The following is an 18447-nucleotide window of genomic DNA, read 5'->3' as shown; positions in this document are numbered from 1 at the left end:
CTCGCAAGAGTCTCCGGGCCTTCTGCATGTCTGGGATAGCCGAGGACTCCAAAAGGACTCCGGTTATCCACAGACTCAGCCGCCTATCGCTCGGATCGGCGTGGGCTGCGAGCGCGCTGCCTTGATCCCCGCAGAGAACGCGGCGCGGTGAGCGCTGAAGTCGCGTGGGCGGACGTGCGCATAGACCCTGTCTGTGATGTCCTGGTTGGCGTGGCCCATGGCACGAGACAGCTCGAACATGTCGAGCGCTCGAAGCTCCAGCGCGAGCGTGGCGAAGGTGTGGCGCAATTCGTGGAAGTGCAACCCATCGAGTCCGGCGCGCGTGGCGGCAGGCTTAAAGGTGTATCGATAGAAGCCCTTCGGGTCGAAGTCGCGGTCGTAGCTGAGCCTGTTGTGACCGGGCACCTTTCCGGGCCACAGCCCCGCCTCCAGGTTGTCGCGGTGCGGATGGTGGCGCAGGTACACCCCGATGTCGCGGAACAGGTCGTCGTCCAGAATGGGGACATCGCGCCGGGCGTGTGCGGTCTTGGGTGCGGCAGTGATGTAGCCCTTGCTGGTGTGGGTCTTGCTGAGCTCGACCTTCACCAGAGCATTACGCAGATCGATGTCGCGGATGCGCAGTGCAGCAACTTCTCCGAGCCGCAAGCCGGTCAGCGCGGCGAACCTGACCAGCAGATCGTACGGTGGCTGCGCGGCGAGCTCGTGGGCCAGTCGGTCGATCTCCTGCACTGTGAGGAACCGCGCCTCAGCGGTGTCTGCCTTGGGCTTGGTAACGGCGATGCACGGGTTGAACGGGATCAGCCGGTGAGCGTAGGCGTACGAGAACACCTTCCGCACCACCTTGTAGGTACCCAGCACGCTCGTCTCGCTGCGTCGCGTCCCGTCCTTCTTCGGCTTCGCACGCAGGTCGGCGATCCAGTGGTCGATGTCGGAGGCCTTCAACACTGAGATGCGGCGGTTCCCGAACGCTGGGTACGCGTGCACGCGGAGTGCCATCTCGTAGCCGTCGAGCGTCTTCTGCTTCAGATGTGCGCTCGCCGCGATCATCTGCTCAGCCGCCTGTCGAAACGTCTTCGATCGGCCTGCCAGGTGCTCGGTCGAGTTGCCCTCCTCCAGCTCGCGGATGATCCTGTCGCGGAACCGCTCGGCCTCGCGCTTGTTGTAGGACGTTTTCTTGCGGAAGCTGCCCGACTGCGGTCGCCACCGCACGGTGTACCGGGTCCCCTTGGACGTTTGGTCTACCTTGATGTGTGCAGATGCCATGTCCTTCTCCTTGGTGTGTGGTCGGATATTCGGATTAGTGCTCGGCGTGGGTGTGCGGGTACTCGCCGGGCAGGGCCACTGCGACGCGCGCGGCGAGCGGGTAGCGGCCCACGGACCAGGCCGTTTCGTGGGCGGCCTGCCAGATGTAGCGCCCGGTGACGTTCACGCCGCCGTACTTGCGGCGCAGGGCTGTGATCACGACCGGACACCCCGGCTCGGGCACGATCACATCGCCGTGGCGTAGGCGCTGTGCCTCGGTGGCCCGAGTCGCGGGGTGCAGGTTGTAGGCGGTGCCCTCGGTCTTGTGTGCGGGCATCGGCCGGTGCAGCGGCATGCTCATCACGCCGCGGCGACGGCCAGGCGGAACTCGCGGCTGACGGGCAGGTCGCCCAGAGAGGCGGCGGGTACGCTCGCCGCGCCGTTGACGTTGCGCACGTGTACGCGTACGCGACCGTCGGGCAGTGGGGTCAGCGCCGTGACGGTGGCCGGGGTGATCGGTACCGGCACTCCGACGCCGCGCCGCTCGCGCAGGAAGATGGTGTTGCCGACTTCCAGAGTGCCGACGGTGACGACGGCTCCAGGGGTGTACTGCGTGGACATGGTGTGCTCCTTGTGTTGTGTGTCATGCAGCGCGGGGTGCGCTGGCTTCCTCGGTGTGGTTCGTGTGGTTCATGTCGCGGGCGTGACTGGCGTGACTGGTGTGCGCTGTGGCCGCGCGGGTGAGGCGCTTGTGCACCTTGGCGACGGTGTTCGCTGACCAGGCCTGACCGGTCGCGGTGGTCAGGCCTTCCGCGTTGAGTCGGTCGGCGGTGCCGGCCAGGGTGTACTGCTTGCGCAGGGCGAGCAAGCGTGCACCCGTGGCGGCGGGCAAGGCAGACGCGACGCCGAAGGTCTGTCCACGGCGCTTGGCGGCTTGCATCGCGGCGGACGTGCGCTCGCCGATGATCCGCCGTTCCCACTGCGCCACCGACATCATCACGTTCGCGACGAGCTCGCCGGTCGGGGTACTGGTGTCCACACCCAGGTCGATCGCCACCAGTGACCACTTGCGCGCGCGAGCGAGCTCCAGCACCCCGGCGAAGTCCGGCACGGACCTGGACAGGCGGTCAAGCTTCGCGACCACGAGGCCGTCGACGTCACGCTTCTTCGGGCTGGTGTGCAGTCGCTGGAGCGCGGCTTGCAGCTGCGGACGGTCCAGGGACTTCGCGGACAGGCCCTCGTCGGCGTACCAGGCGATGTCCCAGCCGTGCCGGTCCGCGTAGGCCCGGATGGTGTCGCGCTGCGCCTGCAGTCCCAGACCGCTGCTGGCCTGGTCCTCCGTGCTCACGCGCAGGTATCCGATCATGGTCGTCATCGCTCGTCCTCCTCGGTCGCGGGTGCATCGGCTTGGTCTGCGGTGTACAGGATGATGTCCGTGGTGTCGCAGCAACCGGGAGCGAGCGGCCTGCCACAGCGTGAGCAGATCGGCGCTGGCGTCTTGTCGAACACATCGCCTTCGACGTACTGCAGCTTCGCGTGTGAGGTGGGGTGCTCGGCGGTGTACAGGTAGTCCGCTCCTCGGAAGGTGAGGTACCAGCCCGCGTCGCGCAGCGCGTGCGCGAGGGTGTCATCAGCACCATCGGGGAAGAAGGCATCACCGCTGGAAGGTGGCTGGAAGCGGTCCAGGATGGCCTTGAGGCTGTGGAACGTGGCAGGCCTCTCGTCGCGGATGCGCGCGAGGGTGATGTCGTACATCTGCCAGTAAGCGTCGAGGTTCATCAGGCACGCCCCTCGAAGGCCTCGTCAACGGTGAGGTCGCCGTCTGTGCAGTACACGACGATCACCGCCGTGTTGCCGGTGCGGTAGTCGGCGACGTTCACCAGACCCCACACGCCCGCCACTGCCGGATCGGGGATCCACGTGTGCGTGCCCTCAGTGACGACCCGTTGCGCCAGCGCGGCGATGTCGGGGTGTGCGATGTCGGTCAGGCACTGGATCGCACCGTCGCGGGTGTCCGGGTATGCCGGGGTGTTAGGCCCGCGCTCGATGTCGAACAGCATCACGCACCCGCCTTCGCGCCGGTGGTGGTCGGCGTGGTGGTCGCGTCGATGTGGCGCTGCTCAGCGATCACGACGCCCGCCTTGGTCGCGACAGTGGAACCCTTCGCGGGGCGACGGCGCGTGACCTTCTTCGGCTGCGCCTTGGCCTTGAGTGCCGTCTTGGCCGCGGATGCAGGCTGGGAGGCCTTCGCGGCGCGAGCCTTGGCGGCTTCCGCGAGCCGAGCCTGGTTGCCGTCGCTCTTCTGGAACAAGCCGCGCAGCTGGCTACCGAGATAGACCGACATGGGGTCGACCTTCTGACCGGTCTGCTCCTCGATCCAGGCGCTGTAGGTCTGGATGAGTGCGCTGACCTCGGCGGGCACGCGGTGTGCCAGCGGAGCGGGAGTGGAGGCGGTGACCTTCTTAGCGTTCATGGTGGGAGTCCTTTCCGACCCAGTTGGTATCGAACGGATGTTCGATCTGACCTAATGATCGCCCCCAAGGTCCCCTTATGGCAAACTGCTCACCCAATTTGGTATGGGCTAAGCAATATGCTCGTGACTACGGTGGCGTAGGGCTCATCGGGCTGGCCGTACCCTCCCAGCTACCCATCTCGCGGGCTCTCGTGTGGCTACGGCCAGCCCTGTGTGGCTCCGGGGTGGCTACGGTCCGAACTCAGCCGCCGTTACGCTGCGCCCGGCGCTTCGGGGACATCGTGCGGCCACTACCTCGGCTGGACGTGCTGTCGCCGCGCTCGCGGGCGAGCATCAGCTGTTCCCTGGTCATCCGCTCTTCCGGATTGTGGTCCGGCGCGTTCCAGGGGTCGGGTCGGTCCGGCTCGTCCACTGGTCCGCCCGCGCTGGCACGGCGCGCGGCTGAGGCGCGCTGCTCCTCGGTCAATCGCGCACCGCGCTTCGCCTTGGACAGGGCCTGGTGTTCGCGGCGGCGCTCGGCGAGGGCCTCGCGGAACGCGGCACGGTCATGCCGGGTCTCGGCGGGCGGCTCGTCCTCCACAACCTCGGCATCGACGATGTCGTCGTACTCGTCGTCCAGGTCGTCCTCGTCGTCCTCGTCAACGTCGAGGTCCATGACCATATCGCTCGCGTGATCCTCGAACGTGCGCTTGGTCACACCTATCTCGACCTGTTGCGTCCCTGCAAGGTTCGCCCGGTCGGCGAGGTCCTTCGCGGCAGCGAGTACGACTCGCTCATCCTTGGAGGTCAGGAGTTTCACCAGCTTGGCGACTGCCAGATCGCTCGACATGAGAATGCGGACCTGGGCGGCAGCGCGGACAGCAGGAGCCCTTCCGCCATGAGTAGCACATACGTTCGATCCTTTGATGGGTACCCGATTACAAGGATCCCCGTTGGTTCGGTGTGCGGTGCACAGCACCTTCGGTCTACGCCCGTCCTTCCACACTCCGACCTCGCGCTTGACCGGCTCGTCAATGCCCTTCTTGTCAGTCATGACCTTCCACCCTTCATTTCGTTGATCGTTGTTCCGTACAGGCCGAGAGGACGGGGCGAACGCGAACGGAACGACCCAGCGAGCACCCGTCCCCTCGGCGGCCTATGGAGCGACATCGCCTTCTCGCAGAATGCGCAGACGAGGCGAACGTGAAGAACCCGCTTCTCTCTTAAGAGCGGAATATTGGTCTTCTTCCGGAATTACTGAGGAGCCTTGGTCATCGGGGTGGGATTCTTGGTCGGAACTGCCATCGGGATTCTTGGCGGACCCTTGGGAGCGCGATGACCAAGAATCCTGCGAGATTCCGGAAGAAGACCAAGACTGCGCTCTCGGGGAGAATTGGTCTTCTTCGGCGGACGGCGGCTCCACCGTCGCGAAGCACCAAAACCATGGAGCGTTCATCGCACCGCGCGCCTTCTTGCTCTTGACGGCGGGGGAGCATTTTGCGCGCGCGGACAGCATTTGGCGTTCGGTCCAGCCGTTCTCCTCGTGAGCGGCGTCTTGGACATCTGTGGCGAGCGCGAAGCCGTTACGGTGCGAGAGGTAATCCACGATCCACCGAGCGCGCACGCCAACCTCTTCGCGCAGCGGCTCTCGGTTGACGATCTCCTCTACGGACATACTCGTGGCACCGACGATTTCGACACGCGCGTAGTCCTGCACAGTGAAGTCGTCCAGCTCTACCGGGGTGTTCACGAGCTTGAACGCCAGCGAGTCGGTGGCCTCATCCGCCGAGTAGTTGCCCTTGACCTGAGACATGATCACCTGGCCGGATTCGTCGTCTTTGGCGAAGAGCATCACTGCACGCGCGGCGTCGTAGTAGGCGTGCGAGCCAGACAGCAGATCGTTTGCGGCTCCGCCACCCTTCCTGGTGTGCATGATGCCGAACAGGGTTGAACGTGTCCGTGCGAGCGCCCCGAGCAATGGGTCCAGTGCAGCCCGCACGACGTTACGGCGGTGGTCGTCATCATGGATGAGCGACGGCAACGGGTCGACGATCATCAGGCACGGCCCGAACTGCTCAAGGGCTTCCTCGAGAAGGGGCATGTCCTGGGACAGATCGGGCACGCGATCACCCGTGGTCTCCTCGACGGTCTCCGTGACCTTGAGGAACAGCGCCAGGTTCATGTTTGCGCCAGCAGCCGCCAGCCGGGGCTTGACCTGGGTCTCCCAGTCGTCCTCGATCCCGACGTAGAGGACCGGGAGCGACTTGTCGTGGAAGTCGCCCGGGAGTCGACCGTGCTGGAGCTCGACTGCAGCCCACAGCGAGAACGTGGACTTACCGACCCCGCCACGACCACCGAGCAATGCGAGGATGCCCAGCGGCACACGACCCTCCCACAGCCACCGCTGACGGGTCGACTTGACCTCGGATGCCTTCACAATCACAAGGTCACGTTTCGCCGCAGGCTCCTGCGCATTGCTGGAAGACCGAGATCCCTTCCCCAGAGGCTCGGGGAGCTTCTTGGCGTCCGCGATCTCTGCACGAAGCTGGTCCGGCGTTACTGCAATGAACTCGTCGGCGTCGTGGTCAGGTACATGGTCTGCGGCGTCTTTCCCGACGACGGGGTAAGCGAGCTCTGCCTCGATGCCCGTAACGCGCAGCAGGGACTCGTACGCGGTGAGCGCGTGTTTCTGGCCCGGCTTGGAAGGCTTCTCGTCGGCGTCAATGACGATAACCACCTGCCCCGGGAAGCCTTCGAGGTACGACGAGTGCTCGTCGGTCCATTTGCCAGCCCCGCCGTGATTACACGTCGCCACGTCGCCATAGGCCTCCTCGATGGCCTGAACGTCCTTTTCACCCTCGACGATCCAGATCGTGTCTTCGGCGGTACCGTGCGCGACGAGCTCGGCGAGCGCAGGCAGGTGGTACGGGATTGGCGCGACACCGGTCGTGTTGTTGATCCACTGCCCCTTGCGCTCACCGGGGCGACGCTGGAAGAACGCCTTGGGATCCTCGCGTACCACCTGGTACTCCAGGTGGCCGTCCTCGTTCTCGTAGTCGTACGTGGCGACGATCTGGCGCGGCGTCTCGATATCCTTGCGGGTCAGACCGAGCGCGCTGATGATGTCTGAGAACTCGCACTCGGCGTGGCACTTGGCGAGCACCTTGCCCTTGTCGCTCCACCCGATCGACAGCGACGGCATGTCGTCATCGTGCGCAGGGCATCGCGCCTTGAATTGCAGTCCGCCCGCGTGCGTGAGCGAATCCTGGTCGAGCCGGTCGAGGAACCGCTGAAGCACCGGAGGAATCTCTCGCTCGATGTGGATAGACATGGATGATCCTTCTGGGGTCGGGTGAGCGCAGTACCTTGGATGCCGCTCGGAACGGTGGTGTCAGGCGTGGGCGCTCATCGGACCGCTTTCACAGTCAGCGAGTCGATCAGAGCGTCGAGATTCTCATCCGTGAAGTAGACGCGATGGCCGATCTTCAGATGATCGACGCGTCGCAATTCGACCCAGCGCTGCAGTTGACGCGTCGAGATGGTGATGCCGTGACGCTCCAGGATGCGAGCGGGTGCGGTGCTGTAGGTGAACTGCCGAGTCGGCTCGGCGATGGACTTGGCCATGATTGAACCCTTCGTGATGGAAGGTCCGTCCGGGCAAACAAATAGGACCCGGTCGAGCCATCCGGTAATGGATGATCACGACGGGGTCCTTCCCATCGATGTAGCCCAGAGGCGCTACACAGCCTGTTCTCCTCGCGTTGTCGTTGACGTGTGAGAGGTATTCTGCCGCTTCGGCGATGCGATAGCAAACCGTGACCCCGGTTGACGCTGGGAGTCGTCGGCAGGATCGAACCTCGCGATGGCCTCGTGCAGGCGCACGGTCTCGAAGGTGTAGGCGTCGTGTGCGGTGGGCACGTCGCACCACCACTCGACTGAGCCGATGGAGCGCAGGTCGGTCAGGCGGAGCAGTTCAAGCCCGCGCCAGGGGTCGGCTTGCAGCGTCCGGTAGCGGCCGAATACCGGCTTCGACAGCGGCCAGTAGATCGACTGCAAGTTCTCGGCAATCTGCCACGCTGAGCGACGGTGTCCTTGGAAGCGCCAGTGCGCCAGGCGGCATGTGGCCTCGGTGACGATGCCCCAGCTGTTCGGCACGATCCCGTCGAGCGGGGGCGCGAGGTAGCGCAGCGTGGCCAGGGCGATGGCCGGCAGATACCGCATGGGAGTGTGCTTGCCGTCGATGTCCACGCGGGGCTCAAGCGGCAGGGTCCATGACTCGACTGTCGCTGGCTCCCAGGGGAACCGCAGAGCGGTGATGCCCCGGTCAAAGTAGTCTTTCTTCGTCGGGATGAGCGTCTTCATGGTTCATTCTTCCTTTCCGGTCGAGGGAAGACCCCCGGGGTTCAACGGTTGTGGAAGGCCGTTCCCGGGGTCTTCCTGTTTTCAGAGATAGCGGCTGGGGTCGATCGGGATATACGAGGACACCGGCAACATGGCCATCACATGGTCGGCGGCGGCGTACGGGTCGTCCACGCGCTCGCCGTAGAACGCGGCTGAGCGCGCGGCGGAAGCGAGCTTGCGCTGCACATCTCGGGCGCGACCGAGCAGCTTGCGATACTCGGTGGCCAGAGCCTGTGGGTCCTCGAATCCGCGATCCAGCCGCGTGCGGAGCGCAAGCAGGTCATCGAACACACCGTCCGCCGCCTCCAGATGCTTAGTGTTCGCGGCGAGCTCATGCTCGGCGGCGGCCACCATGTGCTTCTCAAGGCCGCTGACACGGTCGAAGACGGCGCGGTCCACAGCGTTGATGTAGCGGCGCTCGGTTTCGCTGTTCGGGTACGCGCGCTCCCTCGCCTCGCGGCGGATGCGGTCCAGAGCGCCGGGACCGACCATGTTGACGAGAGCGCCACCGTTGTCGCGGGTGCTCGTGGGTGCGGGTGCAGGGCTGTCCTGCATGTCGGGCGGGGTGGTGCTGGTGGCCATGTCGGTTCTCCTTGCGGGTCAGCGGTGGTTGAGGCGAGAGATGTCGCGGTTCTTGTCGGCGGCAGCCTTGATGCGGTCGCGCGTGGCAGCGCGGCTGTCGGCGTCCTTGAACGCCTCCTCGAATCCGCGCTCGGTCGTCGCCAGCGCCTTGTCGATCGACTCGGACGAGGCCTTGTACTGCTTGCGCGCGTTGCGTAGCCGCGTGACAGTCGCGCCGCCGATCTTCGGGTACGGGGGCAATTCACTTCCAGGCATAGTCATGACCGGTCCTGCTCCTTCTTGTAGGTGGTGGTGGGTAGTGCAGCGGCGATCTCGGGATTCACGAGTGCGTAGGACTCCAATCCCGCGACGATCACCTGTCGGAGCACCGTGGCGCGGCTCGCGCCGGTTAGCGCAACCACGATGTCAAGTGCGGTCCCGACCCCAGCGGGCACGCAAGTCTCCATGCGGACATCGTCCTCGGCGAGTGCTTTCGGCCGAGCCATTTCGTCCTCCTCTGGTTATTGCCGTTGATAAGCGGAAGCTAACTCCATCGCATTCACACACGTTCGGTCGGATGTGTGTGCGGCGTAGAACACCGGTCGAATAGAAGAGTGCAGGGGCTGCGAGCGGTGGCGGCACCCTCGAGAACCCCTCCGACCGCGCCAAACCAGGGGTGACCAGCGCACACCAAAGCCGACCGGGTATTCGCATGATCCCGGGCAAGAAGCGCAGCTGTGGTCAGCACTGGTCAGCCCCGGCACTCAGCGAAGGAGCATTACAGACTGACTAAATCAGCCGTCTTCGACTTTTGAGGGGGGCGAATCCCTCACCTGCCACCAACCTGATGAGGCCCGGAATCTCCCACCAAAACGGGGGACCGGGCCTCTGGTGATTAGAAACACCACTCAGGCCATCCCCTCCGGACCCCTCCGGTTCGATATGGTGCCGAGGTGTACATGACGCGTAGTTACGACAACCCGGATGTCATTCCGCCGGGTATCCGCTCTCGGTACCAGTGGGCGGAAAGTGGGAACGCGGCGGCCATCCTGAACGCCGTGGCTCGGGTCGAGTTCGCGGAGCTCCTCCAGGTGCTAGACGACTTCGAACTGCACCCGAACGAGTGGCTCCGCGCGGGCGGCAACAAGGGCGACCTCACCGCCGCGTTGGATCAGCGCTTTCGCGCCCTGGGCTGGGAGGAGACTCGCATCGATTTCGAGGTCAGGGGCTACCTTCACACTGACTTCCACGCCCAGGGTGTGCGTACCGAGGGACGCCATATCGAGGAGGTCCCAGCTCTCTATGCGAGAGGCTACCGAGTCGACAACTACAAGGGGCGAATGATCGTCGATATCGAGTGGAACGCCAAGGACGGTAATCTCGACCGTGACCTGTCGGCCTATCGCTCCTGGCACGAGAACGCACTGATCGATGGCGCGGTCATTATCACGAAGGACCGCGGCAATCTTCGGGGTCTCGCTGAGCGGCTGTGGATGGAGTATCAGCAGACCCTGCCGCCCGACCAACAGAATCCGAAGCTGCCGATCGACCTCAAGACGAGCACAACTACCACGCTGGCCAACGCTGAGGATCGACTGCTCAGGGGTGGGTCAGGAACGTGCCCCGTGCTGCTCGTCGGCGTGTCGGCAAGCAGCTGGGACGGCTCGCCGTTCACCGGAGGGTAGACGTCGGAACTCCAAAGTAGAGTTCTTGACATGGCTTCCCCTCTCCGCGCTGACGCCCACCCCACACCGTTCGTCCCACTACCGAAGGTCGAAGGCGGCTTTAAGACCGTGCTCGCTGATCCCCCGTGGCGATTCGCGAACCGCACTGGGAAGGTCGCGCCCGAGCACCGTCGTCTCGACCGCTACGACACCATGACGCTGGAGGATATCAAGGCACTTCCGGTCGAGGACACCTTGGCGAAGAACGCACATCTATACCTGTGGGTGCCAAACGCGCTCCTGCCCGACGGCATGGCGGTTATGGGGGCGTGGGGCTTCCGTTATGTCAGCAACATTGTCTGGGCGAAGCGCCGCATCGATGGCGGCCCGGATGGGCGCGGCGTGGGCTTCTACTTCCGCAACGTCACGGAGCTCATCTTGTTCGGCGTGCGCGGATCAATGCGGACCCTCGCACCTGCGCGAAGCCAGGTCAATATGATCGAGACCCGCAAGCGCGAGCACTCGCGCAAACCCGATGAGCAGTACGAGTTCATCGAGTCTTGCTCGCCAGGTCCCTATCTCGAGATGTTCGCGCGACACAAGCGTCAGGGCTGGGAAGCCTGGGGTAACGAGTCAGACGTCGAAGAAGTCCGCGGCAAGGTACACCGAGGTTACACCGGCGGCGCTATCCTGGGACCACCTCAGTACGCTGGTGTGGTGAACGGCTGATGCGTCTTGGCTGACCGCATCCCCGCGGAACTTCTCGTTGTCGACCTCGATAACACCTTGTGGGACTGGTTCCGAGCGTGGTACCACTCGTTTAGTGCCCTGCTGCAGGGGCTTTCAGACGCGACTGGACTGCCCGAGGCTGAGCTTGAGCGGGCGATCCGGCCGATCCACCAAAGCCGCGGTACCAGCGAGTACTCGTGGCTCATTGAGGAGTTGGAAGTTCTGCGCCCATACGCGCATGGCCACTCCTTGCGAGAAGCCTTCGACGAAGCGCTTCACGCGCAGAACAAGGCACGCCTTATGCACACCGAGCTGTATCCCGGAGTCCTCGACACGCTGCGTGCCATCGACGCCACTGGAACTCCGATCGTCGCCTACACGGAGTCGCTGGAGTACTGGACCCACTGGCGGATTCGTTACCTCGATCTCGACGGCGTGATCGATCGGCTTTACTCTTCGCCCGATCACGACGCTCCTGCGGGCGTGGTTCCCGAAGAGATGCGTCGGTACAAGCCAGACGCCTACGGGCTTCACCACACCGAGCACCACCATGTTCCCGCTGGCGTGCTCAAGCCCGACCCGATCGTTCTCCAGACAGTTGTCTCGCAATACCGCATCGATCCCTCCAAGGTCGTTTACGTCGGAGACAGCCTCGACAAGGATGTCCCGATGGCCCAGGACGTTGGCGTGCTCGACGTCTGGGCGAAGTATGGTCGAGTGCAGCACATGGAGGAGTATGAACAGCTCCGGCGAGTCTCGCACTGGCCCGACGCGATGATCGCGCAGGAGCGATCGGAGCGCGACAAGCGGACACCTTCGTTCATTTTGGAGAATGGTCTACCGCAGCTTCTGGATATCTTCGATTTTCGGCCGCGCCCGTGAGCGCGCCCGAGCCCCCGGTGGCTGTGCTGACCCCGGAGCCGACGCCCGCGTCCGTTGAGGCGCGTCTGCAGGCACATCTCACGCTGTGGGAGAAGGCTGTGGATGTCCAGCAGCACTTCAACGACATCGGATGGCGTATCCGCGCTCTCGCTTTGACTGTTCTCACCTTCACCTTTGGCGCGACTGGGTTTGCCTATGCGAATACCGACACGTTCGCCTTCGATGGAAGGCACGTGAGCCCGGCATTCGCCGTCCCGTTGCTCGGTCTCGCGATCTGGATCGCCTTTTGGTTTGCCGACGCCGGGTGGTATCACAAGCTCCTCGTTGGCGCTGTCAAAGAGGGAATTGCCCAGGAGAAGTTGCTCAAGGCATTTGGTGTAGAAGCGGGGCTGGGCAAGAAGATTGGCGACGAGAGTCCGATCTCTCCACACTGGCCCCGCTGGCCATGGCGCAAGCGGGCCGGAGCCGTTAGACGGCCAATTACCTGGCGCGCGGCGGAGGTCAAGCTGCACTCGAAGCACAAACTGAACCTGTTCTACGGTGGAATCTGCGCGCTTCTCATCACGGCAACATGGGTCCTCTTCTTCTTGCCCGCTAGGGCGGTGGTACCCGAGCCCGCGCCGGAGATTAACATCACCAACGTGATCCCGATTCCGACGACTCCGCCTCACCCCATCCCAGCACGGTAGCGACTCCACACCCATCGACAACGCTCCAGGCTTCGGTACGCGGCCCGAGCTCGTCGTGGAGCTGGTTAGCGTACTGCTCCACGATCGCGAGCTCGACGTGCGGCGGGAGTACCTTGCCGAACTCCATCGCCCAGCGCTCAGCGGCGGCATCCCGGGCGTCAAGGATCGCGTAGAACAGCAGGTCCTGCTCCTCGTCCGTCAGCCTGTCGTAGCGCTTGTTCTTCCATTTGCTCATGGTCGTGTCCCCTCGTCGCTGCCGCTCCGTGCGGCGTGGACCCTACTCTCAGACAGACACCGCACGTTCGCCGAATGGGGCTCGGCGAGGACTCCGAAAGGACTCCCGCCACGCTCCTCCGAGGTCCTCCCGAGTCCCCCGACGAGCCCCATGGTGCCCGGTGTCAGTCGTGGTGAAATCCGCGGAATCTCGGGGTAGAACGGGGTACGTCGGCGTGCTGTGGGGCATTCAGAAAGTCGCTCGGCGTTGCCTGGGGGTCAGGGGGTCGCAGGTTCAAATCCTGTCATCCCGACGGAAAAGTCCTGATGAGAAGTCATTTTCATCGGGACTTTCGTCGTGTCTGGCCTGCCCCAGATCGTGCGGCACTGGGAGTCGAAGACCGCGGGCCCTCTCGAGACGATGGTCAGTCAATTCTCCGTCTGGCTCGATCTGCGGGGATCCTTACATGCGTTGACGAGCGGGGTGGCAGAAAGAGGGCGACGGCAGTTGCGGTGGCCGCGATGGCGGCGATGATGATCGCGACCTGGTGGAGCGCGTCGACGGGGCCGATCGTCGCGGTCTGGGTGGCGAAGTAGCCGGCGAGGAGTCCGATGCCGAGGGAGCCGGCGATGCGTTGGACGACGTTGAACACGGTGTTCGCGTCCGCTTGTTCCTCGGATGCCAGGTGCAGGTTGACGACGGTCAGCAACGGGGTGATGACCAGGCCGATCGAGGCGGAACGGGCAGCGAGGATTGCGGAGGTGACCCAGAGCGAGGTCGTGGCGTCGAGGGTGAGCAAGCCGAGGGAGGAGACCACGAGCACAGCGAAGCCGATGAGCACCGTGTATCGGATGCCGATGTGGTCGGCGACCTTCTGGCCGAGGACGGTGCCGAGGCCGGTGAGGATGCCTTGCGGGAGCAGCGCGATCCCGGCCATGAGCGCCGTGTAGCCCTGAACGTGCTGCAGGAACACCGGGAGCAGGAACAGGATCGACCACGCCGCGACCGACGCAGCGGCGCAGAGGACGAACGAGAGCGCGGCGTCACGATCGCGCAGAATGCGCGGATCGAGCACCGGATGCGGCGTGCGGCGGGAGCGCAGCACATATCCGGTGAGCAGGAGCAGGCCCGCGCCGAGCGGCAGACAGGAGGCGGGGTCGGCCCAGCCGTTGCTTTCGCCGCGATCGAGTCCGAACAACAGACCGAACAGTCCGAGAGCGAGCAGGCCGAGACCGAGAAGGTCGAGGCGGGTGTTCCGCTGCCCGGCAGGGGCGATTCCGGTCGGGATGGTGCGGGCGGCCATCACGGCGAGAAGTCCGACCGGCAGGTTGATGAAGAAGATCGACCGCCACCCGAAAGCACCGATCAGGAGCCCGCCGAGGCTGGGGCCGAGCGCGGGGCCGAGGAAGAGGAGCATCCCCGCCAGCGGGGAGATGCTGCGGGACGCGCCCGAAGAGCCCATGAGCATGCTTATCGCGAGCGGTACGAGCGTGGCACCGGTGAGCCCTTGCACAACGCGGGCGCCGATCAGAACGTCGGTGGTCGGCGCGAGGCCGCACGGCACGGACGCCGCGGTGAACGCGAGCATCCCGATCGTGTAGGTGCGCAGCGTGCCGAAGCGACGCGCCAAGAACGACGTCAGCGCCAGGCCGGTGCCGAGCGCGAGCATGTAGCCGCTGGTCACCCACTGCACGGTGCTGAGCTCGGCGTGCATCTCCGTGGCGATCGGGGCGATGGCGATGTTGACGATGCTCGAATCGAGCATCGACAGCAACGGACCCGCCAGCAACGCATACTGCGCGACGACGCCCAACCGCTGCGCGGGCGCGCTCGTCACGGCCGCGCCGCCTGATCGCCCAGCTCGTCAAGCCAGTGCAGCTCCGCCTCGGTCTGCGCACGGAGCCGGGCGATCACCGCGGAACCCCAGAACTCGTCCGGTGCGCGCTCGGCCAGAGCGGCAAGCCGATCCCGGCGAGCCGACAGCGCGGTCGCACGGACGTCGAGAATCGTGACACGTTCGTCCGGATCGAGGAAGGCGAACTGGCCGAGCCGGGTCAGGAACTCCAGATCATCCCCGGCCTGAGCGACAGGCAGCTCCGAGAGCAGGTCATGCAGCAGCTCCCGCCCCACGTCCGTCAGCTCGTAGACGTGACGAGGCGGCTTCGACTCGTGCTGCTCGACCGTCATCCTCACCGCGCCCGCTTCCACGAACCGTTTCAACGCCGGATACAGCGAGTTGTTGTTGATGACGATCCCGGTCGTCTCCTCGATCCGCTTCCGCAGCTCATACCCGTGCGCGGGACGCCGTGACAGATGACGCAAGATCAGGATCTCGGGATAGGCCATAATAGGTTATCCTAATCTAGTTTGAGTGGACGAGTGCGATGAGGCGGCGCACAATGGATTGCCGGACACCTGACCGTTCAACCGAAAGAGATCACCATGTTCTGCGCCTCTGTCGTCTACCCCGAAAGCGACGGCCTCAACGTCGACTACTTCGCCACGGTCCACGCTCCGCGGTTCGCCGAGATGATCGGTGAGAACTGCGTTCGCTGGGAAGTGCATCGTGCCGTGGCCACCCCGGGCGCGCCAACCCCGCCGTTCGCGGTCGCCGCGTATTTCTGGGTCGAGTCCGCCGAGACCTTCGGTGTGATGCTCGCCGAACACGGCGAGGAGATCTACGCGGACATCGCCAACTTCGCCACCGTGCAGCCCACGCGAGGGTGGGCCGAGGTGCTGTAGCCGCAACATTCAGCGTGCGAACGCCGGGCGTCTGTGTGCACTGCATCCGACGCGCCGAGGTCGGCAAGCCGATCTCGTAGGCGTCGGCTCGGCTCGTCGCGGTATGAGCCGGCACGGTGCCGGTCGTGCTCGAAAGGTTCGCTGCACGTCAGCGGCCCAGCGCACCGAGGTCGCCGTACCGACGGCGCCTACTCGCCAGGACGACTCACTGACTCGCGTCGTCGCTCAGGCCATCGCACTCGCGGCACGTCGTTCATTCACAGCGCGTTCATGCACAGCGCGTCGTGCCCGCACGGCGCGGTCGAGGTCTGAGAAGGCGAGGTCTGCGTGCACGGCCGCGCCGGTGGCCACTCCCGAGGCCGCTGAACCGACGACCATGGCCATCGGGTCGCCGGCATTGCCCGCGGCGAACACACCGGGCACGGCTGTCGCTCCACGGGCATCTACCGCGATCTGCCGGCCGAACGGCGTCACAGTGGCCTCGCCGCCCAGTGCTTCATACAGCTCGGTGCGCGCGTTGAAGCGGGGCACGACGGCGACGGCGTCGACGTCGTACGAGCCGCCGCCGTCGACCTCGATGCTGCGCACGCGGGTGCCGTCGACGACGAGTCGTTCCACGCGGGGTCGGATGACGGTGACCTCCAGAGCATCCAGCTGCGCCCACTGCTCCGGTGTGGGGTCTGCCGCCTCGTGCAGGAAGACCGTGACCGTCTTCGAAAGCTGTCGGAACAGCATGACCTGGTGCAGCGCCACCTCGTCAGGGGCGAGGATCGCGATGTGCTGATCGCGCACCTCCCACCCGTGGCAGAACGGGCAATGCAGCACCGTGCGTCCCCACGCCTCGCGCACTCCCGGCACATCCGGGAGATCGTCTTTCAGCCCCGTGGCCAGGATGACGCGGCGCGCGTGCACGCGACGTGACCCGCCGTCGACCTCGACGGTGAAGTCGTCGATCGTGCCGTGGGCGCGGGTGGCTGCCCCGTGGACGATGAGCACGCCGTACGACTCGGCCTCGGCGCGCCCCTTGGCCAGCAGTTCCCGAGGCGGCACGCCTTCGTTGCCGAGCGCGTTGTGGATGCCGTCAGCGGGCGCATTGCGCGGTTCACCGGCGTCGATCACGACCACACGTCGGCGCGAACGGGCCATGGCGATCGCTGCGGCCAGCCCGGCGGCGCCTCCTCCGACGACGGCGACGTCCGCCTCCATCGCGTCCGGGGCGGTGTCGTCGGGGCGAACGGCGACCCATGCGACGCGAGCGGAGTTCTCGGTGACCGGTGACGAACCTGCCCTGATCTCGCTTTCGGCCGCCTTCAGGGCGACCAGATCATCGCCCGACATGCTTTGGGCGAGGATGCTGTGCCATGCCGACAGCTGTGCCGCAAGGTACGCCGCGCCCTCGGCGTCGTCGCCCGCGACGGTCAGATCCATGAGCTCGCGCTGCGTGTGCACGAACCCTGCGTCGGTCAGCGGCACCGTCCAATCGGCCGTGGTCGGATAGCCCTCCGCGGCAAGGCCGCTGGCGGCACGGGCGGCAAGCCCGTCCCGTCCCGTGCCCAGGTCGTCAGGAGTGAGCTGGATGGATCCGCTCATCTCGGTGATCACCAGGACCCCGCCGGGCCGCAGCACCGACAGCGCGCGCTGCAGCACCGAGGCAGGGTCGGCGACGTGGTGCAAGGACAGCGATACCCACACCAGGTCCACGCCGCCGGGCACGAGCGTCGTCCAGTCGTCGTCGAGATCGACCGGGTGAGTGTGCACCCGGTCGGCGACGCCCGCAACGAGCGCAGCATCCTTCAGTCGATCCAGCAGCTGTGTCGACAGGTCCAGCGCGTGCACCTGCGCCTCCGGGAACCGTCGTGCGAGAGCGACCGTGCCGGCACCGGTGCCCGATCCCAGATCGAGCGCCGAGCACACCGGGGCAGCCAGGGCAGACGCGGCGCGATCCAGCGTGCGCGCGGTCAGGGCGGCAGCCTGGCGAGCCCCTCGGTCGAGGTACTCGGCGGACGACTCCGGGTCGTGATGGTGACGAGCTTCGTGGCGGCCGGCTTCGTGGTGGTGAGCTTCGTGGCGGCCGGCTTCGTGGTGGTGAACAGGATGCGGAGCATCGTGAGAAGTCATACGGCGACACTAACCGTGGTTCGCGGGTGGGGCATAAACTTTTGCGTATGACGCAAGAAAGACTCGACGAGGTCGTTCGACAGAGGATACGCGGGCTCCGCTTGGCCAGAGGCTGGACGCTGGACACGCTCGCCGCGCGCTGCTTCGTGTCGACCTCGACGCTGAGCCGCATCGAGACCGGTGGCCGCCGCATCGCGCTGGAACAGCTGGTCGCCATCGCCCGTGCGCTGGGGACGAGCGTGGATCAGCTCGTCGAACCCGAGGACGATGAAGACGTCGTGATCCGTCCCGAACCCGAGCACATGGGCGGTGCGACGATCTGGCTGCTCTCCCGCGAGAGAGATCGCAGCGGTGTGACCATCGCGAAGATGCGGATCACCGCCGGCAGTGACAGTGTCGAAGCGCAGGTCCACCCCGGCTACGAATGGTTCACCGTGCTCACCGGCATCGTCCATCTGCAGCTCGGCGAGCGCACGATCCTCGTCGGGGAAGGTCAGGCCGCCGAGTTCTCCACCATGACCCCCCACGCACTCACCGCTCACGGTGCCTTTGCCGAGATCCTCACCATCTTCGACCACGACGGCGATCAGGCCCATCTTCCCGGCCACCGCCACGGGTGACGGCTGTATCGATCGACACACCGTGGCTCACACCATTGCGCTAAACATCATACGTGTGATATCACTTGTCTTCGAAAGTGCTGTGACCCATAAAACTGTGACGCAAGGAACAAGGGAATCGATCTCTCATGAC

Annotated in this window: 24 protein-coding genes; 6 read left to right on the top strand and 18 right to left on the bottom strand. The window is 65.2% G+C overall.

Annotated elements, in window-relative coordinates; genetic code table 11:
• Window positions 1-75: 75 nt before the first annotated feature.
• The 14 genes from QU603_RS10275 to QU603_RS10210 form a co-directional block, all read right to left on the bottom strand.
• A complete protein-coding gene (locus QU603_RS10275; RefSeq protein ID WP_308491299.1) occupies window positions 76-1263 on the bottom strand; it encodes a tyrosine-type recombinase/integrase in 1188 nt (395 codons plus the stop codon).
• A gap of 34 nt (window positions 1264-1297) precedes the next feature.
• On the bottom strand, window positions 1298-1597 hold the full coding sequence (locus QU603_RS10270; protein WP_308491298.1) for a hypothetical protein: 300 nt from the start codon (window positions 1595-1597) through the stop codon (window positions 1298-1300).
• Window positions 1598-1602: 5 nt separating this feature from the next.
• Window positions 1603-1863, bottom strand: coding sequence for a hypothetical protein (locus QU603_RS10265; RefSeq protein WP_308491297.1), 261 nt, complete (start codon window positions 1861-1863; stop codon window positions 1603-1605).
• A 22-nt stretch (window positions 1864-1885) separates the two neighbouring features.
• Window positions 1886-2617 (bottom strand): recombinase family protein, encoded by a 732-nt coding sequence (locus QU603_RS10260; protein ID WP_308491296.1) that lies wholly within the window; start codon window positions 2615-2617, stop codon window positions 1886-1888.
• Window positions 2614-2997, bottom strand: a complete 384-nt coding sequence (locus QU603_RS10255; RefSeq protein WP_308491295.1) for a hypothetical protein — start codon at window positions 2995-2997, stop codon at window positions 2614-2616. Before QU603_RS10255 ends, QU603_RS10260 begins: the two co-directional genes overlap by 4 nt.
• Window positions 2998-3020: 23 nt before the next feature.
• Window positions 3021-3305 carry a hypothetical protein gene (locus QU603_RS10250; RefSeq protein ID WP_308491294.1) on the bottom strand — a complete coding sequence of 95 codons (285 nt, stop codon included), beginning with the start codon at window positions 3303-3305 and terminating at the stop codon, window positions 3021-3023.
• Entirely contained in the window at window positions 3302-3715 is a 414-nt protein-coding gene (locus QU603_RS10245; protein ID WP_308491293.1) for a hypothetical protein, read from the bottom strand. Before QU603_RS10245 ends, QU603_RS10250 begins: the two co-directional genes overlap by 4 nt.
• Before the next feature lie 241 nt (window positions 3716-3956).
• Window positions 3957-4748, bottom strand: a complete 792-nt coding sequence (locus QU603_RS10240) for a hypothetical protein (protein WP_308491292.1) — start codon at window positions 4746-4748, stop codon at window positions 3957-3959.
• A 102-nt stretch (window positions 4749-4850) separates the two neighbouring features.
• Window positions 4851-7025 (bottom strand): AAA family ATPase, encoded by a 2175-nt coding sequence (locus QU603_RS10235; RefSeq protein WP_308491291.1) that lies wholly within the window; start codon window positions 7023-7025, stop codon window positions 4851-4853.
• Between the two features lie 74 nt (window positions 7026-7099).
• Window positions 7100-7318 (bottom strand): hypothetical protein, encoded by a 219-nt coding sequence (locus QU603_RS10230; RefSeq protein WP_308491290.1) that lies wholly within the window; start codon window positions 7316-7318, stop codon window positions 7100-7102.
• Between the two features lie 114 nt (window positions 7319-7432).
• A complete protein-coding gene (locus tag QU603_RS10225) occupies window positions 7433-8056 on the bottom strand; it encodes a hypothetical protein (RefSeq protein WP_308491289.1) in 624 nt (207 codons plus the stop codon).
• A gap of 81 nt (window positions 8057-8137) precedes the next feature.
• Complete coding sequence (locus QU603_RS10220) at window positions 8138-8677, bottom strand: hypothetical protein (RefSeq protein WP_308491288.1); 540 nt, start codon at window positions 8675-8677, stop codon at window positions 8138-8140.
• A gap of 18 nt (window positions 8678-8695) precedes the next feature.
• Complete coding sequence (locus QU603_RS10215; protein ID WP_308491287.1) at window positions 8696-8938, bottom strand: hypothetical protein; 243 nt, start codon at window positions 8936-8938, stop codon at window positions 8696-8698.
• Window positions 8935-9162, bottom strand: coding sequence for a hypothetical protein (locus QU603_RS10210; RefSeq protein ID WP_308491286.1), 228 nt, complete (start codon window positions 9160-9162; stop codon window positions 8935-8937). The genes QU603_RS10215 and QU603_RS10210 overlap by 4 nt, the downstream gene beginning before the upstream one ends.
• 453 nt (window positions 9163-9615) lie before the next feature.
• Between QU603_RS10210 and QU603_RS10205 the strand changes: the two genes are divergently transcribed.
• Genes QU603_RS10205 through QU603_RS10190 form a run of 4 tightly spaced genes read left to right on the top strand, consistent with a single transcriptional unit; the run spans window position 9616 to window position 12620 of the window.
• The gene (locus QU603_RS10205) at window positions 9616-10341 is read left to right on the top strand and encodes a BglII/BstYI family type II restriction endonuclease (protein ID WP_308493995.1); all 726 of its coding nucleotides are present in this window, start codon (window positions 9616-9618) and stop codon (window positions 10339-10341) included.
• A 30-nt stretch (window positions 10342-10371) separates the two neighbouring features.
• On the top strand, window positions 10372-11049 hold the full coding sequence (locus QU603_RS10200) for an MT-A70 family methyltransferase (protein WP_308491285.1): 678 nt from the start codon (window positions 10372-10374) through the stop codon (window positions 11047-11049).
• Window positions 11050-11055: 6 nt separating this feature from the next.
• Window positions 11056-11931 carry an HAD family hydrolase gene (locus tag QU603_RS10195; protein ID WP_308491284.1) on the top strand — a complete coding sequence of 292 codons (876 nt, stop codon included), beginning with the start codon at window positions 11056-11058 and terminating at the stop codon, window positions 11929-11931.
• Complete coding sequence (locus QU603_RS10190; protein ID WP_308491283.1) at window positions 11928-12620, top strand: hypothetical protein; 693 nt, start codon at window positions 11928-11930, stop codon at window positions 12618-12620. The genes QU603_RS10195 and QU603_RS10190 overlap by 4 nt, the downstream gene beginning before the upstream one ends.
• Here the strand turns inward: QU603_RS10190 and QU603_RS10185 are convergent.
• From QU603_RS10185 to QU603_RS10175, 3 genes are all read right to left on the bottom strand, one after another.
• Window positions 12565-12855: a hypothetical protein gene (locus tag QU603_RS10185; protein ID WP_308491282.1), complete on the bottom strand. Its 291-nt coding sequence runs from the start codon at window positions 12853-12855 to the stop codon at window positions 12565-12567. The genes QU603_RS10190 and QU603_RS10185 overlap by 56 nt on opposite strands.
• A 403-nt stretch (window positions 12856-13258) precedes the next feature.
• Entirely contained in the window at window positions 13259-14671 is a 1413-nt protein-coding gene (locus QU603_RS10180; protein ID WP_308491281.1) for a DHA2 family efflux MFS transporter permease subunit, read from the bottom strand.
• Complete coding sequence (locus QU603_RS10175; protein WP_308491280.1) at window positions 14668-15180, bottom strand: PadR family transcriptional regulator; 513 nt, start codon at window positions 15178-15180, stop codon at window positions 14668-14670. Before QU603_RS10175 ends, QU603_RS10180 begins: the two co-directional genes overlap by 4 nt.
• Window positions 15181-15276: 96 nt before the next feature.
• Between QU603_RS10175 and QU603_RS10170 the strand changes: the two genes are divergently transcribed.
• The gene (locus QU603_RS10170) at window positions 15277-15576 is read left to right on the top strand and encodes an EthD family reductase (protein ID WP_308491279.1); all 300 of its coding nucleotides are present in this window, start codon (window positions 15277-15279) and stop codon (window positions 15574-15576) included.
• Window positions 15577-15801: 225 nt separating this feature from the next.
• Here the strand turns inward: QU603_RS10170 and QU603_RS10165 are convergent, their stop codons facing one another.
• Window positions 15802-17694 carry an FAD-dependent oxidoreductase gene (locus tag QU603_RS10165; RefSeq protein WP_308491278.1) on the bottom strand — a complete coding sequence of 631 codons (1893 nt, stop codon included), beginning with the start codon at window positions 17692-17694 and terminating at the stop codon, window positions 15802-15804.
• Between the two features lie 47 nt (window positions 17695-17741).
• On the opposite strand from QU603_RS10165, the gene QU603_RS10160 reads away from it, so the two are divergent.
• Window positions 17742-18314 (top strand): helix-turn-helix domain-containing protein, encoded by a 573-nt coding sequence (locus tag QU603_RS10160; protein WP_308491277.1) that lies wholly within the window; start codon window positions 17742-17744, stop codon window positions 18312-18314.
• Window positions 18315-18447: the final 133 nt, after the last annotated feature.

The organism is Microbacterium terrisoli (assembly GCF_030866805.1).
In the GTDB taxonomy this organism is placed as follows: domain Bacteria; phylum Actinomycetota; class Actinomycetes; order Actinomycetales; family Microbacteriaceae; genus Microbacterium; species Microbacterium terrisoli.
This window is presented reverse-complemented; position numbering and strand designations above follow the sequence as displayed.